We start from the raw sequence: 14,856 nt of genomic DNA on the forward strand, positions 1-14,856 counted from the left end.
TTCAGAGCAGCTGAGCCAGCCGGTGGTCCAGCGCCGTGTGCCGACGTCCAGCGCCCACGGTGCGGACCGCCTGCCCGATCGCCTTCCGCGACCCGACCAGCACCACCAACTTCTTCGCCCGCGTCACCGCCGTGTACAGCAGGTTCCGCTGGAGCATCATCCACGCGCTGGTCGTGATCGGGATGACGACACAGGGATATTCACTGCCCTGCGAACGGTGGATCGTCATCGCGTACGCGTGGGTCAACTCGTCCAGCTCACTGAACTCGTAGTCGACGTCCTCGTCCTCGTCGGTCCGGATGGTCAGCTTCTGCTCCACCAGATCGATGTCCGTCACCACACCGAGCGTGCCGTTGAAGACGTTCTTGTCGTAGTTGTTGCGCATCTGGGTGACCTTGTCCCCGACCCGGAACACCCGCCCGCCGAACCGGCGTTCCGGCATGTCCTGTTTGGACGGTGTCAGCGCCTCCTGCAACAACGCGTTCAACCCGCCCGCGCCCGCCGGTCCCCGGTGCATCGGCGCGAGCACCTGCACGTCCGTGCGCGGCTTGAGGCCGAACTTGCGGGGAATGCGGTTGGCCACGACGTCGACCACCAACGTGGCCGCGTCCTCCGCCTCCTCCGCCGGGAAGAGGAAGAAGTCCGGCATTCCTTGCACGATCGGGTAATCGCCGTTGTTGATCCGGTGCGCGTTGGTCACCACGCCGGACTGCTGCGCCTGCCGGAAGATGTGCGTGAGGCGGACGTTCGGGATGGGGCTCTTCTCGGAGAGCACGTCGCGCAGCACCTCGCCGGCGCCGACGGACGGCAGCTGGTCGACGTCACCGACCAACAGCAGGTGCGCGCCGGGCGCGACGGCCTTCACCAGCTTGTTCGCCAGCAGCAGGTCGAGCATGGACGCCTCGTCCACCACGACGAGGTCCGCGTCGAGCGGCCGGTCGCGGTCGTAGGCGGCGTCACCGCCGGGCTTCAGCTCCAGCAACCGGTGCACGGTGCGGGCCTCGTGACCGGTCAGCTCGGTCAGCCGCTTGGCCGCCCGGCCGGTGGGCGCGGCCAGCACGACCTTCGCCCCCTTGGCCACGGCCAGCTTCACGATCGACCGCACGGTGAAGCTCTTGCCGCACCCCGGACCACCCGTGAGCACGGCGACCTTGCTGGTCAGGGCCAGCCGAACCGCGTCGCGCTGCTTGTCCTCCAGTGACGCGCCGAGCCACGCGAACGCGCGCTCCCAGTCGACCTTCTGGAACGCGGGCATCCGCTCGTCCCCGGTCCTGAGCAGCCGCAACAGCTGGTTGGCCAGCGAGATCTCGGCCCGGTGGAACGCGACCAGGTAGATGCCGGGCTCGCCGTCCGGCATGATCTCGCGGACCACGCCCTCCTCCGCGACCAGCTCGGCCAGGCACTCGATGACCAGGCCCGCGTCGACCTGGAGGATCTTGATCGCGTCACCGATGAGCTCGTTCTCGGGCAGGTAGCAGTTGCCGTCGCCGGTGGCCTCGGACAGCGTGAACTGGAGCCCGGCCTTCACCCGTTGCGGGCTGTCGTGGGGGATGCCGACGGCCTTCGCGATCACGTCGGCGGTGCGGAACCCGATGCCCCAGACGTCGTTCGCCAGGCGGTAGGGCTCCTCGCGGACGACGTCGATCGCCTTGTCGCTGTACTGCTTGTAGATGCGCACGGCCAACGACGTCGACACGCCGACGCCCTGGAGGAAGACCATGACCTCCTTGATGGCCTTCTGCTCCTCCCACGCGGCGGCGATCATCTTGGTGCGCTTGGGGCCGAGCTTGGGCACCTCGATCAGGCGTTGCGGTTCGTGTTCGATGACGTCCAGCGCGTCGACACCGAAATGGGTGACGATCCGGTCGGCCAGCACCGGCCCGATGCCCTTGATCAGGCCCGAGCCGAGGTAACGGCGGATGCCCTGGATGGTGGCCGGCAGCACGGTCGTGTAGTCGTCCACGTGGAACTGCTTGCCGTACTGCGGGTGCGAACCCCACCGCCCGCGCATCCGGATCGACTCGCCGGGCTGCGCGCCGAGCAGCGACCCGACCACCGTGATCAAGTCCCCACCACGCCCGGTGTCGACGCGGGCGACCGTGTAGCCGGTCTCCTCGTTGGCGAACGTGATCCGCTCCAGCACCGCTTCCAGGACCGCATCAGCCACCGGGTAACCCTAGGACGCCCCACCGACTACCAGCTACGCAGGTGACGACTGGGAGCGCTCCCAGATTCGCCCGTCCGGCCGCGCGGCGGCTGCGGAGGCCCGGTTTCCCTCATCCCCGGTCTCCACAGGACGTTCACAAGTCGCGCCGGTCACCTCCACGGCTCGCACATAGAGTCGGTCGCATGACACGTCGGGTTCTGGTGGTCGAGGACGACCTGACCATCGCCGAGTCGGTGGCCGCGCGGTTGCGCGCCGAGGGGTTCGAGGTGGAGTTGGCGCACGACGGTCCGTCCGCCGTCGCACGGGCCAGGGACACCCGGCCTGACCTCGTGGTGCTGGACGTGCTGCTGCCGGGGTTCGACGGGCTGGAGGTGTGCCGGCGGATCCAGGCCAGCCGTCCGGTGCCGGTGCTCATGCTGACCGCGCGTGGCGACGAGACGGACCTGCTCGTGGGGCTCGCGGTCGGGGCGGACGACTACCTGACCAAGCCGTTCTCGATCCGCGAGTTGGCCGCTCGGGTGCACGCGTTGTTGCGGCGGGTGGAGCGGGCGGCGTCGGCCGCGGCGGCCCGGATCACCGTTGCGGACCTGGAGATCGACCTGGCCGAGCGGCGGGTGACGCGCGGTGGGGCGGAGGCGCACCTGACGCCGACCGAGTTCGAGCTGTTGGTGCACCTGGCCGAACGGCCGCGTGCCGTGCAGTCGCGTGAGCGGTTGTTGAACGAGGTGTGGGGGTGGAACGACGGGACCGGGACGCGGACCGTGGACAGCCACATCAAGGCGTTGCGGCGGAAGTTGGGGACGGACCTGATCCGGACCGTGCACGGCATCGGCTACGCGTTGGAGGTGCCCAGGTGAGCCTGCGGTCGGCGTTCGAGACCACGGTCGAGCTGCTGCCGCGCCCGTTGGACCCGGTGCGGTCGATCAAGCTGAAGCTCGGGATCCTGCTGGTGTCGGCGTGCGCGGCGGGGTTCGCGTTCTTCTGGTCCCGGATCGGGTGGCTGGCGCCGGGCACGACGTTCGGGACGATCGCGGTCGTGCTGGTGACGTCGCAGATCCTCGCGCACGGGATGACCAGGCCGTTGCGGGAGATGACGGCGGCGGTGCGGGCGATGCGGGCCGGTGACTACAGCCAACGGGTGCGCGCGACGGCTCGGGACGAGGTCGGTGAGCTGGCCGGTGCGTTCAACCAGATGGCGGCCGACCTGAGTGCGGCGGACCAGCAGCGGCGGGAGCTGATCGCGAACGTGTCGCACGAGTTGCGGACACCGATCACCGCTTTGCAGAACGTTCTGGAGAACGTCGTGGACGGGGTCGCGCAGCCTGATGCGACGACGATGCGGACGGCGTTGGCGCAGACCGAGCGGTTGGGTCGGCTGGTGACCGAATTGCTGGACCTGTCGCGGATCGACGCGGGGGCGCACCGGCTGGACCGGGCGGAGTTCGCTTTGGCGCCGTTGTTGGAGGAGGTCGTGGCGGAAGCCTCGGTGGCCGCTCGAGGGGTGCGGTTCACCGTCGACGTTTCGCCGCCTGCGGCAACGGTTTATGCGGATGAGGCGCGGCTGGCGCAGGTGGTCGCGAACCTGTTGGACAACGCCGCCCGACACGGTCCGGCGGGTGGCGAGGTGCGGATTTCGGCTTCCGTGGGCACGGATCTGGTGCTGGAGGTCGCGGACGACGGGCCGGGGATCGCGCCGCAGGACCGTGAACGGGTCTTCGAGCGCTTCACACGCGGTGAACGGGCCGCCGGCGGTGGCACGGGCTTGGGTCTGAACATCGCGCGGTGGGTGGTCGACCTGCACGGCGGCACCATCGCCGTGGTCGACGGCCCAGGCTGCCGAATCCGAGCCACCATCCCCGCAGCCACCGCCACAGCCGGCCCCGCCGTGACCTGATCCGCGCCACCGCACCACCCGCGAGAGTCCTACGTCCAGGACGCGAGAGTCCTACGTTCGGGACGCGAGAGTCCTACGTTCGCGTACCCCGAGTTCAACATTCAGAACACCCGGATCACACCAATCTCACACACCCGCCAACCGCCGCACACTCGGCGGGCGATGGCGCACGCCCTGGAGGCAACACCCGATGACCCCCAACCGCGTACTCCTCACCGGCACCGCAGCCGGGATCGGGGCGGCCGTGCTCCTCCCCCTCGACGAACCCGGCCTCGGCTGGTCCCTCACCGCCGCCCTCGTCTTCGCACTCCTGCGCAAAGTCAGACCGGCGTGGGCAGTCCTCTCGGTCGCACTGTTCGCCGTCGGCGCGTTCGTCGCGGCCGAATGGCTCTTCGTCCTCTGCGCGATCGCGGGCTGCGCCGCCGGTTCACTCGCGATCGCCGGCGGACGGACCGCGCGCGGCATGGTGTTCGGCGCGGGAGCGGTGCCGATCGCGACGGTCAGGGCCGTGCCGTGGCTGGCAAAAGGCGTGAAGGAACGCGGCGCCCCGCCGATGACGCGTCCGATCCTCGCCACCGCCGCCCTGCTGCTGGTCTTCGTCCCCCTGCTCGCCGGGGCGGACGCGGCGTTCGCCAACCTGCTCGGCTCGGTCGTCCCGGACGAATCGTCAGGCCAGCCCATCGTGCTGTTCCTCGCCGTGGGCCTGGGCACGATCGGCGCGTGCTACCTGCTCGTCTCACAACCGAACCTCGACGGGACAGCCGTCCTCCCCCGCACGGTCGCGCGACGTGACTGGGTGCTGCCCGTGGGCGCGTTGGTGCTGCTCTTCGCCACCTTCGTAGGCGTGCAGATCTCCACCCTCTTCGCCGGCGACGAGCACGTCATCACCACCGCCGACCTCACCTACGCCGACTACGCGCGCACCGGTTTCTGGCAACTGCTCGCCGTCACCGTGCTCACCCTCGGCGTGATCGCCGTCGTCGCACGCCTCGCCCACCTCGACTCGCCCACCGACCGCCGTTGGCTGCGCGGCCTGCTCGGCGCTTTGAGCGTGCTCACTTTGGTGATCGTCGCCTCCGCCCTCACCCGCATGTGGCTCTACCAGCAGGCGTACGGCTTCACCGTGCTGCGCGTCCTCGTCTCGGCGTGCGAACTGTGGCTGGGCTTGGTCTACCTGCTGGTTCTCGCCGCGGGCGTGCGGCTGCAGGCCGGGTGGCTGGCCCGCGCCGTCGTGGGCACGGGGTTCGCCGCCCTCGTCGGACTCGCCGCGATCAACCCGGACCGGTTCATCGCCGAACGCAACATCGACCGCTGGCAGGAGACCGGGAAGATCGACGTCTGGTACCTGAGCACGCTGTCCGACGACGCCGTGCCCGCCCTCGCCTCGCTCCCGTCGGACCTGCGCGCCTGCGCCCTGAAGTTCCGCCGCGTCGGGTCCGACGACTGGCGCGAGTGGAACCTCGGCCGGCAGCACGCCAGGACCTCGCTCGCCGACCTCGAACTCGGCCCTTGCGGGCGGTGACGTGGTCGGCGACCAAGGACCTGAGATGGATGACGGAGCCAAGCGACGCGTGACAGGTTCGGGCCATCGGCAACTCCTCCTGCGGGACCGTGGATACGTTGCGTCACATGCTCCGGCTGCTCTTGTCTGTCCTGCTGGTGGGCGTTGCCGCTTGCGGTGCGCCTGACCAACCCGCGAACCCGGTGACGTCTTCGTCGACGACGCCCAGCACCTCACCGTCAGCGAGATCGACGGACGCCGGGCGTTGCTCGGCACGGTCTCACGCGGCGACAAAACCACGTACTCGATCCTGGTCGCGACCGGCCCTGGTCAGTCCTTCCGGATCTTCGCGACCAACTTCGGCACGGGCACGCCCGGACCGGACGCGCTCACGGTCGGGAAGAACTTCGCCTCGGCCGTCCTCCGCCGCTTGGGCTAGTACTCCACCTGCGGGTTCGGGTGGTGGGTGGGGGACGGCGGGCCAGTGGGGAATGTCGCAATTGGCCGGTGGTGCGGAGGAACAGGGCTGAAGCAGGCCGTTCGTGGGTACGGAACCTGGAACGTCCCCCGCGCACGAGGAGGTGCCCGTCCGTGGTCGCAGCCGTCATCACGTTCACCGGCTCGCTGCTGGTCGCGCTGCTCGCCGTCACGCTGGTCCACCGGGTCGTCCGCCGCATCGGCCGCCGGTCGGCGCTGTTCGCCGGGCTCGCCCGACACGCCTACCGGCCCGCGCTGGTCATGGCCGTGCTGGTGGCCGTGCAGTTCTCGTTGGGTGTGGCGGCGCGCGGCGAGTGGCGACCGGTCGCGCTGCACGTGACGGGTATAGCGCTGATCCTCGCCGGCGCGTGGCTGCTCGCCGCACTGCTGGTCGTGATCGAGGACGCGACGTTGGCGCGCATCCGGGTCGACGTCTCGGACAACCGGCACGCCCGCCGCGTGCACACGCAGATCACGCTGGTCAGGCGGGTCACCGTGGTCGTGGTGAGCGTGCTGGCGGCAGCCGCGGTGCTGATGACGTTCCCCAGCGCGCGTGCGGCCGGGACGAGCCTGCTGGCGTCGGCCGGTGTCATCGGCGCCATCGCCGCGTTGGCGGCGCAGTCGTTGCTGGGCAACGTGTTCGCGGGCGTGCAGATCGCGTTCAGCGACGCGCTCAGGCTGGACGACGTGGTGGTCGTGGAGAACCAGTGGGGCCGGATCGAGGACATCACCCTCACCTACGTGGTCGTGCACCTGTGGGACGACCGGCGCCTGATCCTGCCCACCGCCTACTTCCTGAAGACGCCGTTCGAGAACTGGACGCGGACCCAGTCGGCGCTGCTGGGCACGGTGGAGATGGACCTCGACTGGACGGTGCCGGTGGAGGAACTGCGGCAGGAGCTGCGGCACGCCCTCGAAGCCAGCGACCTGTGGGACGGCCGGGTGTGCGTGCTGCAGGTGACGGACGCGGTCGGGTCGTTCGTGCGGGTCCGGGCGCTGGTGAGCGCGTCGGACGCCGGGCGGCTGTGGGACCTGCGGTGCGTGGCGCGCGAGCACCTGGTCGGCTGGCTGCGGGCGCGGCACCCCGGCGCGCTGCCGCAGGTGCGGGTGCGCGACCTGCCCCGCGCCAACGGTCAGGCGCCGGTTCAGCCGGCGAACGGGTCGTCCGACAACCGCGTGTTCGGCGAGAGCGCGGACGGCGAGGAGCGCGTGCAGGCGTTCAGCGGCCCCGACCAGCCCGTGCAACCGCGCTGACCTCCCCGTCCGTCCTGGTGGCAGGACCGTGGCCGGGAGGGCGCATGCGAAGACAGGTGGTACTCGTGCTGGCGGGGTTGGTGCTGGCGGGCTGCGGCGCCCGAGGCGCGGACGTCGCCGATTCCCACCCCGTTCTCACGGACTCGGCCAGTGCGACCTCGGAGGCGCGGATGCCCGTCAAGCTCAGCCCGCAGGGCAAGGACGTGCTCCAGCAGGCCAAGCGCTCCGGCGCGAAGACCGTGGTGCTGACCGTCTCCACCGAGCGGGACAAGACCGACCAGGTGGCCGCCGGTTTGCAACAGCTGGGCGCGACCGTGGAGGCCACCGACACCACCATCGGTTACGTCCGCGTCTCCGTCCCCGTCGAGCTGGCGGAGAAGGCGACGACCGTCGAGGGCATCAGCCGGGTCGACGTGGACGAGCCCCTGTCCAACATCGACCCCACTCCCTAGCGGCAAAAGGCAAAGGCTCAGGGCCACTCCCAATGCAGCGGGAGTGGCCCTGAGGTCGTTCACACGCGGCGTCAGCCCGGTGAGTCAGCCCAGCGATCAGGCCACGTTCTGCACGATCACCGCGCTGCGGCCGACGATCGCGCCTTCCGAGGTCTGCACGGTCAGCTCACCGCGCAGCACCCGACCGGCACCGGGCTGACCGGCGACGGTCACCGTGCCGGGGACGGTCCACGTCGCACCGGCCACGCGCTCGGCGTCGGCGTCGGTCACCGCGACCGTGCCGAGGCCCGGAGCGGCGAACAGGTCGATGTAGTCGTACTCCGTGGTGCCCGCGGGCACCTCGAAGCCGTCGACCCGCACCTGCCACGCGCCCGCGGCCGGGTTGTTGATCGTCACCGACTCCTCCGAGTCGCCGTCCGCCGCCTGACCGGCCAGCACACAGTTACCCGAAGTGCAGTTGTAGACGAACAGGTCGAGGTCGGCGGACACGTCGCTGGTCTTGCCGATCGTCGCGCGCAGCGACGTCGCACCCGGCACCACGACCAGGTCGTACGCCTGGACCACGGCGTTCGCGATGGTCGGACGCGCGATCCGGGCACTGGACAGCGAACCGCCGACGACCCGGCCGTTGAACGACGCCAGCGAGTTGGTCACCGCGTACTCGCGGCTGATCGGCGTGCCGATCACGGCCGACGCGATGGTGTCCGGGTTCGGGCTGACCGACGTGCCCAGCACGGACGCGGTCACCGAGAACGGCGCCGCGTCGGCGTCGGAGGTGCGCCGCGCCTCGACCACGACCTCCCACACGCCCGGCAGCGGGTTGCTGACCGTGCGGCTGGTCGGCGAGCCACCGGAACAGCCGGCGCCCGCGTCGGGGTTGTAGCAGTTCGTCGAGGACGTGGTGTCGAACGGCACGCCGTACGGGTCGTAGCGCAGGAACCGGACCTGGCCCTTGCCCGCCTCCGCGCCACCGGCCGCCATGTCGATCTTCAGCGCGCTGGCGCCGACGGGCACCTTCACGAAGAAGCTCTTCGACTGGTTGCGCGGGATCGTGCCGGTCTTGGTCACCGCGTACTGGCCCGCCGCGGTGAACTCGTCCGCCGCGAACACGGTGTTCAGGGTGAACACGTCGATGCCGCGGGTGCCCGGGTTGTCCAGCTTCAGCACGGCCGAGTGCACGCCCGCCTTGGTCGGCTTGACCTTGACGTCGAACTTCACCGGCGTGTTCAACGGCAGGCTGACCAGGGACTTGGACGAGAACGTGCCGTCGTTGCCCTGCCAGTTCACCATGAACTGCTGGTTGCGGTTCGGGCCCGTGGTGCGGGTCAGGGTGTACGTGCGCACGTACTCCTTGCCCACGACGACGCCCTCGCGGTCGTGGATGCCGACACCGGTGTTCGGGGTGGCCAGCAGACCGGACAGCGCGGTGTTCACGGTCACCGAGGTGCTGACCGCCTGCGGCTCCGGGTGCTCGTTGAGCTGCGACCACGCGCGCTTGGTGTCGAACAGACCGGAGCCCTGCTCGTAGGCCTGCAACGACGAGACCCACTTGGCGCCGGACTGGATCGCGTTGCGCAGCGCCGCGACGGGCGGGCGCTCGCCGTTGTGCTCGGCCTTGTACGCGCTGACGAGCAGCGCGGCGGCGCCGGTCGCCTGCGGTGCGGCCATCGACGTGCCGTTGAGCATGGCGTAACCGGCGGGCAGGGCGAAGGTGCCCGCCAGCGGGCCGGGCTGCAGCCACTGCGGCGTGGTGGAGACCGCCGAGCCGGGCGCGACGATGGTCGGCTTGAACCCGCCGTCCTCACGGGGACCGCGCGACGAGAAACCGTGCAGGCCCTCGCGCTGCGCGGTCACCGAACCGTAGTTGGCCAGCCAGGTGTCCTTGGTGATGTACGAGCCGACGCTGACCGAGTCGGTGGTCACCGACGGGTCGCCGACGGTGTTCGCGCCCGCGCCGCTGTTGCCCGCGGAGATGAACACCTGCACGTTGTACTCGGCGATGGTGCGGTTGTAGAGCTCCGAGCGCGCGTTGTTGCCGTCGTTGAGCGCCGGCAGGCCGCCGATGGAGATGTTGACGACGTCGGCGCCGTTGCGCGCCGCGTACAGCAGGCCGTCGATCAGACCGCTGTTGGTGCACGACGGCGTGGACAGGCAGACCTTGACGGCCATCAGCTTCGCGCCGGGCGCGGCGCCGGCCATCTTGCCGCCGAACATCTTGTTGGCCGCGGTGATGCCCGCGACGTGCGAGCCGTGCGCGCCGGCCGACATGCCGAGGTTGACCCACGCGGTGCCGGCGGCGTCGTAGATCGACTTGTCGGTCTGCACCACGAACGCCACGGTGTCCAGCACCGGCGTGGCCGGGTTGTCCGCGCCGAAGTGGCCGACATCCTTCTTGTACTTGTAGTCGATCATCGCGGTCTGGTCGGTGAAGTCGCCGTCACCGTCCACGTCGACGCGGACTTCCTTGGTGGTGATGTCCTGGAGCACGCCGAACGTGTCGACGCGGTCGCCGTCGCGGTTGACGTCACCACCGATCTCGCTGTTGGCCAGGCCGAAGTCGCCCGCGGTCTCGCGGAACAGGCCGAAGCTGAACGGGCCGCCGGTGGCCGGTGCGGTGTAGGTCGCGCCGCCGTCGGTGAACGAGCCGTTGTAGCGGCCCGCGACCTTGACCCAGGAGCCGTCACCCGAGTTGGTGGCGTTGGCGTTGTACCAGTCGACGATCTTGCGCTCACCGGTCGAGGTGGTCGCCAGCGCCGGGTGGTCCAGGTCGACGCCGGAGTCCATGATGGCGATCGTCGTGCCGCGGCCGTCCCACTGGGGGTGCTCGTCGGTGAACTGCGCCGCGTTGGTGTCCCGCGTCGGCATGTACGGGTTCTTCTTGGGCGTGGACGCGCCCGGCGCCGGCTGCGGCAGCGGGGAGCCCATGCCCTCGGGGCGCGGGTTGTCCAGGACGACCAGGCCGTCCACGTCCACCGCGTTCACGGACGCGAGCCCGGCGGCCTTCTCGGCCTTGTCCCGCGGCACCGAGACCTTGAGGTAGTCGACGTCGCGCTCGGTGGACTCCACCACGCCGCCGAGGGCCTTGAGGTCGTTGGCGGCGGCGTCCAGCTTGCCCTCTTCGGCGGCGACCAGGAGCGTGACGTTCGCCTGACCGGCCTTCTCGGCCTCGGCGATGTGCGCCAGGTCCTGCTTGTCGAGCTGCTTGTCGGCGGGCGCGGGCGCGGTCGGCGCCTCCTGCGCGACGGCCGACCCGGCGGCGAGGCCGAACCCGGTGGTGCCCAGCACGGCGGCCATGCCCAGCATGGTGGCAAGCCCAGCCGCACTGGTGCGGTGTCTCCACCGGCTTCTTGAGTTGATCACGGCACAAACCCTTCGTGGCGGAAAGATTGGCGCAAGCACATCTTCCCCACCACGGGGTGACAATCAGACGAACAGCCCAAGTTATAAGTCCGCATGGGACTGAACGGTGTATTGCGCGAACACGCGAGAAGTGCCGTGCCACTGAAGGACGAGCGCGACTACTCCAGTCAAGAGCCGACCGGCCGGAATGTCAAACACTGTCAACGGTGAAGCGCCCGGAAGCGTGGGAAATCGGTAACAAATCGCACATCAACGCGATGGCGAGCACACTGGTCTCCATCGTGGACGCGGAGCCGATCGACCGGATAGCCGACGAGCTGTACGCCCTGCCGCCGGCGGAGTTCGTCGCGGCCAGGGACGCCCACGCCCGGCTGGCGGGCGACCGCGGCGACAAGGCGCTGGCCAAGCAGATCTCGGGGCTGCGCAAGCCGACCTCGTCCGCGTGGGCGCTGAACCTGCTGGCCCGCGAGGGCGCGTCCGACCTGACCGAGGCGATGACGCTGGGCGACGAGTTGCGCACCGCGCAGGAGGAGTTGCGCGGTGGGGCGCTGCGGCAGCTGGGCGCACGTCGGCGGGCCGTGCTGAGCACCCTCGTGCGGCGGGTCGAGGAGTTGGCGCGCGACGCCGGTCAGCCGCTCGGTCCGGACGCCGTGCAGCAGGTGCGGACGACGTTGACCGCGGCGTTGTCGGACGCGGTGCTGGCCGCGCGGATCAAGGCGGGACGGCTGGTCAAGCCGGTCGAGCAGTCCGGCTTCGGGCCGTTGAGCGAGACCGCCGTGCCGGTGCGGGACGACCTCGCGCCACGCCGTGAGCAGCGACGGGAGCGGCAGCTGACGCGGGCGCGGGCCGACATCAGCGCCGCGCAGGCCGACGTGAAGAAGGCGGACACCGCCGTCACCGAGGCCGAGCAGGCGTTGGCCGAACGCGAGGAGCACAGCGCCAACCTGCGCGCCGAGCTGCGTCGGGCGCAGCAGGCGGAGCAGGAGGCGGCGACCCAGCTGGCGCGGGCCAAGCGGCGTGCCGACACCGCGCGGGACAAGCTCGCGGGGGCCGAGGCCCGGATGCGCGAGCTGCGCGGTGAAGCCTGACTGCCCACTGATTGCCCCACTGATCGCCCCACTGGCCGACGTCTGCCCCGCCGGTGATGGTGACGCCCTGTAGTGATGCCTGCCACCCCAGGGTGAATCCGGGGAACACTTACCGGAACCCGCCCGTTCTACTGCTGGTCGGCACGTGGTACGCCGCACCGGACGTCAGGCCCCGCAGGGCACCTCCCCCCAGGCCCGCGGTACCTCTCCCCGAGACGTTGCAGGTGCGCCCGCGCATGCCCGACCGCCGTCGGCCGAACGGTTCCCCCACCGGACGGCCGGCGGCCTCAACCTCCGACACCCCTCCGACAGCCGCAGCTCAGACCATGTACTGGTCGTGCCGGGCGTACAGCTCGGTCCACTCCTCGGGGCTCAGCTGCCGCCCCGATTCCGCGATCTCCGCGAGTTCCCGGAAGTACTCCTCGCGCGGCGGCGCGGGCGCGAAGAGGATCAGCATGGACGCGGGCTCGTCGGCATCGTTGCGGAAAGCGTGCACACCACCCTCCGGCACGTACAGGAAATCACCGGGTGCGGCGTTCACCCACGTCTCGCCGTTGAACAGCCGGACCGTTCCCGAGATCACGTAGAACGACTCCGAGAACGTCTTGTGGAAGTGCGCGGCCGGACCGCCCGCGTGCGGCTCCATCAGCCACTCGAACAATCCGAACTGCTTGCGCGTGACGTCCCCGGGCGCGACCAGGCGGGACCGGGTCAGCGGCCGGTCGATGGTCGGCACCTCCGCCACCGGCCGCCAGACCGCGCTGACCTCGCCGACGTCTCCCGTGTACGACACCGTGACCAACCTCCCACTGTGACCAATTTCTAAGGTGAAACATATTCAAGTCTCGTTCGGGCGTGCACTTCGATCTAGACTCGCCCGATGGCACATGACGCGGATGTCATCGTCGTCGGCGCCGGCCTGGCGGGTCTCGTGGCCACCGCCGAGCTGGTCGACGCGGGACGCAAGGTCATCCTGGTGGACCAGGAGCCCGAGGCCGCACTCGGCGGGCAGGCGTTCTGGTCGTTCGGCGGGTTGTTCCTGGTGAACAGCCCGGAGCAGCGGCGGCTGAAGGTCAAGGACTCGGTGGACCTGGCCCTGCAGGACTGGCTGGGCTCGGCCGCGTTCGACCGGGACGCCGACCACTGGCCGCGTCAGTGGGCCGAGGCGTACGTGAACTTCGCGGCGGGCGAGAAGCGGTCCTGGCTGCACGCGATGGGCGTGCGCTGGTTCCCGCTCGTGCAGTGGGCCGAGCGCGGCGGGTACTTGGCAGGAGGTCACGGCAACTCCGTGCCCCGCTTCCACGTCACCTGGGGCACCGGGCCCGGCATCGTCGAGCCGTTCGAGCGGCGGGTGCGCGAGGGCGTGGCGCGCGGGCTCGTGCAGCTGAAGTTCCGGCACCGCGTCACCGGGCTGACCACCACCGGCGGTGCCGTGGACGGTGTGCGCGGTTCCGTGCTGGAGCCCAGCACGGCCGGCCGTGGCGAGCCGAGTTCGCGCACCGTCGCCGGGGACTTCGAACTGCGTGCGCAGGCCGTCATCGTGACCTCCGGTGGTATCGGCGCCAACCACGAGATGGTGCGCCGCAACTGGCCGCAGCGCCTGGGCACGCCGCCCGAGCACATGCTGTCCGGCGTGCCGGACCACGTGGACGGCAAGATGCTCAAGGTCGTCCAGGACGCGGGCGGCGAGATCATCAACGAAGACCGCATGTGGCACTACCCCGAGGGCATCGCCAACTACGCCCCGATCTGGGGCAGGCACGGCATCCGCATCCTGCCCGGACCGTCGTCGCTGTGGCTGGACGCCACCGGGCAGCGGCTGCCGATCCCGCTGTTCCCGGGCTTCGACGCGCTCGGGGCGTTGGAGCACATCGTGAAGACCGGGCACGGCTACTCGTGGTTCGTGCTCAACCAGCGGATCATCGGCAAGGAGTTCGCGCTGTCCGGGTCGGAGCAGAACCCCGACCTGACCGGCAAGGACGTGAAGGCCGTGCTGAAGCGCGCGATGCCCGGCGCCGTCGCGCCGGTGGAGGAGTTCGCGAAGCGGTCCGAGGAGTTCATCTTCGGCCGCACGCCGGCGGAGTTGGCGGCCGGTATGAACAAGCTGACCGGGACGTCCATGATCGACGCCGACGCGTTGCGCCGCACCATCGTCGAACGCGACCGCCAGGTGATCTCCGGTCTGGGCAAGGACATGCAGATCAACGCCATGCGCGAGGCCCGGAAGTTCATCACCGACAAGCTGATCCGCGTGGTCGAACCGCACCCCCTCCTGGACCCGAAGGCCGGCCCCCTGATCGCCGTCCGCCTCTCGATCCTGACCCGCAAGACCTTGGGCGGCCTGCACACCGACCTCTCCGCCCGAGTCCTGAAGGACGACGGCTCCCCCCTACCCGGCGTCTACGCCGCAGGCGAGGCGTCCGGCTTCGGCGGCGGCGGCGTACACGGCTACCGGGCCCTGGAAGGCACCTTCCTGGGCGGCTGCATCTTCTCCGGCCGAGTAGCCGGCCGAGCCGCCGCCACCGCCACCGCCTAACCCCCACCCCCCAACACCCCCACCTGAACGTTCGACTCACGCGAGAGTCGAACGTTCAGGTAGCGAGAGTCGAACGCTCAGGACCCCCGAGTTCAACACTCAGGACGCCCGCCGGCGAACCTGAGTG

Annotated in this window: 11 protein-coding genes; 8 read left to right on the plus strand and 3 right to left on the minus strand. The window is 70.2% G+C overall.

The features are described from left to right. Position 1 precedes the first annotated feature (1 nt). On the minus strand, positions 2–2,167 hold the full coding sequence (gene recD2 / locus FM051_RS31745; RefSeq protein WP_158849838.1) for an SF1B family DNA helicase RecD2: 2,166 nt from the start codon (positions 2,165–2,167) through the stop codon (positions 2–4). 182 nt (positions 2,168–2,349) lie between these two features. Between recD2 and FM051_RS31750 the strand changes: the two genes are divergently transcribed. The 6 genes from FM051_RS31750 to FM051_RS31775 all read left to right on the plus strand — a co-directional run bounded on the left by FM051_RS31750 (position 2,350) and on the right by FM051_RS31775 (position 7,745). Continuing rightward, positions 2,350–3,024, plus strand: a complete 675-nt coding sequence (locus tag FM051_RS31750; RefSeq protein WP_158849840.1) for a response regulator transcription factor — start codon at positions 2,350–2,352, stop codon at positions 3,022–3,024. Next, positions 3,021–4,061, plus strand: a complete 1,041-nt coding sequence (locus FM051_RS31755) for a HAMP domain-containing sensor histidine kinase (RefSeq protein ID WP_158849842.1) — start codon at positions 3,021–3,023, stop codon at positions 4,059–4,061. Before FM051_RS31750 ends, FM051_RS31755 begins: the two co-directional genes overlap by 4 nt. A 190-nt stretch (positions 4,062–4,251) precedes the next feature. After that, entirely contained in the window at positions 4,252–5,583 is a 1,332-nt protein-coding gene (locus tag FM051_RS31760; RefSeq protein WP_158849844.1) for a DUF4153 domain-containing protein, read from the plus strand. Between the two features lie 244 nt (positions 5,584–5,827). Further along, on the plus strand, positions 5,828–6,001 hold the full coding sequence (locus FM051_RS31765) for a hypothetical protein (protein WP_158849846.1): 174 nt from the start codon (positions 5,828–5,830) through the stop codon (positions 5,999–6,001). A 152-nt stretch (positions 6,002–6,153) separates the two neighbouring features. Beyond that, positions 6,154–7,293: a mechanosensitive ion channel family protein gene (locus FM051_RS31770; RefSeq protein ID WP_158849848.1), complete on the plus strand. Its 1,140-nt coding sequence runs from the start codon at positions 6,154–6,156 to the stop codon at positions 7,291–7,293. Between the two features lie 44 nt (positions 7,294–7,337). Beyond that, positions 7,338–7,745, plus strand: coding sequence for a hypothetical protein (locus tag FM051_RS31775; RefSeq protein WP_158849850.1), 408 nt, complete (start codon positions 7,338–7,340; stop codon positions 7,743–7,745). Positions 7,746–7,841: 96 nt separating this feature from the next. Here FM051_RS31775 and FM051_RS31780 read toward each other — a convergent pair whose 3' ends face one another. After that, positions 7,842–11,048 carry a S8 family serine peptidase gene (locus FM051_RS31780; RefSeq protein ID WP_420803640.1) on the minus strand — a complete coding sequence of 1,069 codons (3,207 nt, stop codon included), beginning with the start codon at positions 11,046–11,048 and terminating at the stop codon, positions 7,842–7,844. 314 nt (positions 11,049–11,362) lie between these two features. Between FM051_RS31780 and FM051_RS31785 the strand changes: the two genes are divergently transcribed. After that, on the plus strand, positions 11,363–12,193 hold the full coding sequence (locus tag FM051_RS31785; protein ID WP_158849854.1) for a hypothetical protein: 831 nt from the start codon (positions 11,363–11,365) through the stop codon (positions 12,191–12,193). Between the two features lie 319 nt (positions 12,194–12,512). Here FM051_RS31785 and FM051_RS31790 read toward each other — a convergent pair whose 3' ends face one another. After that, positions 12,513–12,986, minus strand: coding sequence for a cupin domain-containing protein (locus FM051_RS31790; RefSeq protein WP_158849856.1), 474 nt, complete (start codon positions 12,984–12,986; stop codon positions 12,513–12,515). Positions 12,987–13,073: 87 nt separating this feature from the next. Between FM051_RS31790 and FM051_RS31795 the strand changes: the two genes are divergently transcribed. Further along, positions 13,074–14,729 carry an FAD-binding dehydrogenase gene (locus FM051_RS31795; RefSeq protein ID WP_158849858.1) on the plus strand — a complete coding sequence of 552 codons (1,656 nt, stop codon included), beginning with the start codon at positions 13,074–13,076 and terminating at the stop codon, positions 14,727–14,729. The last annotated feature ends 127 nt before the right edge of the window (positions 14,730–14,856 follow it).

Source organism: Saccharothrix deserti (genome assembly GCF_009769385.1).
GTDB lineage: Bacteria > Actinomycetota > Actinomycetes > Mycobacteriales > Pseudonocardiaceae > Actinosynnema > Actinosynnema deserti.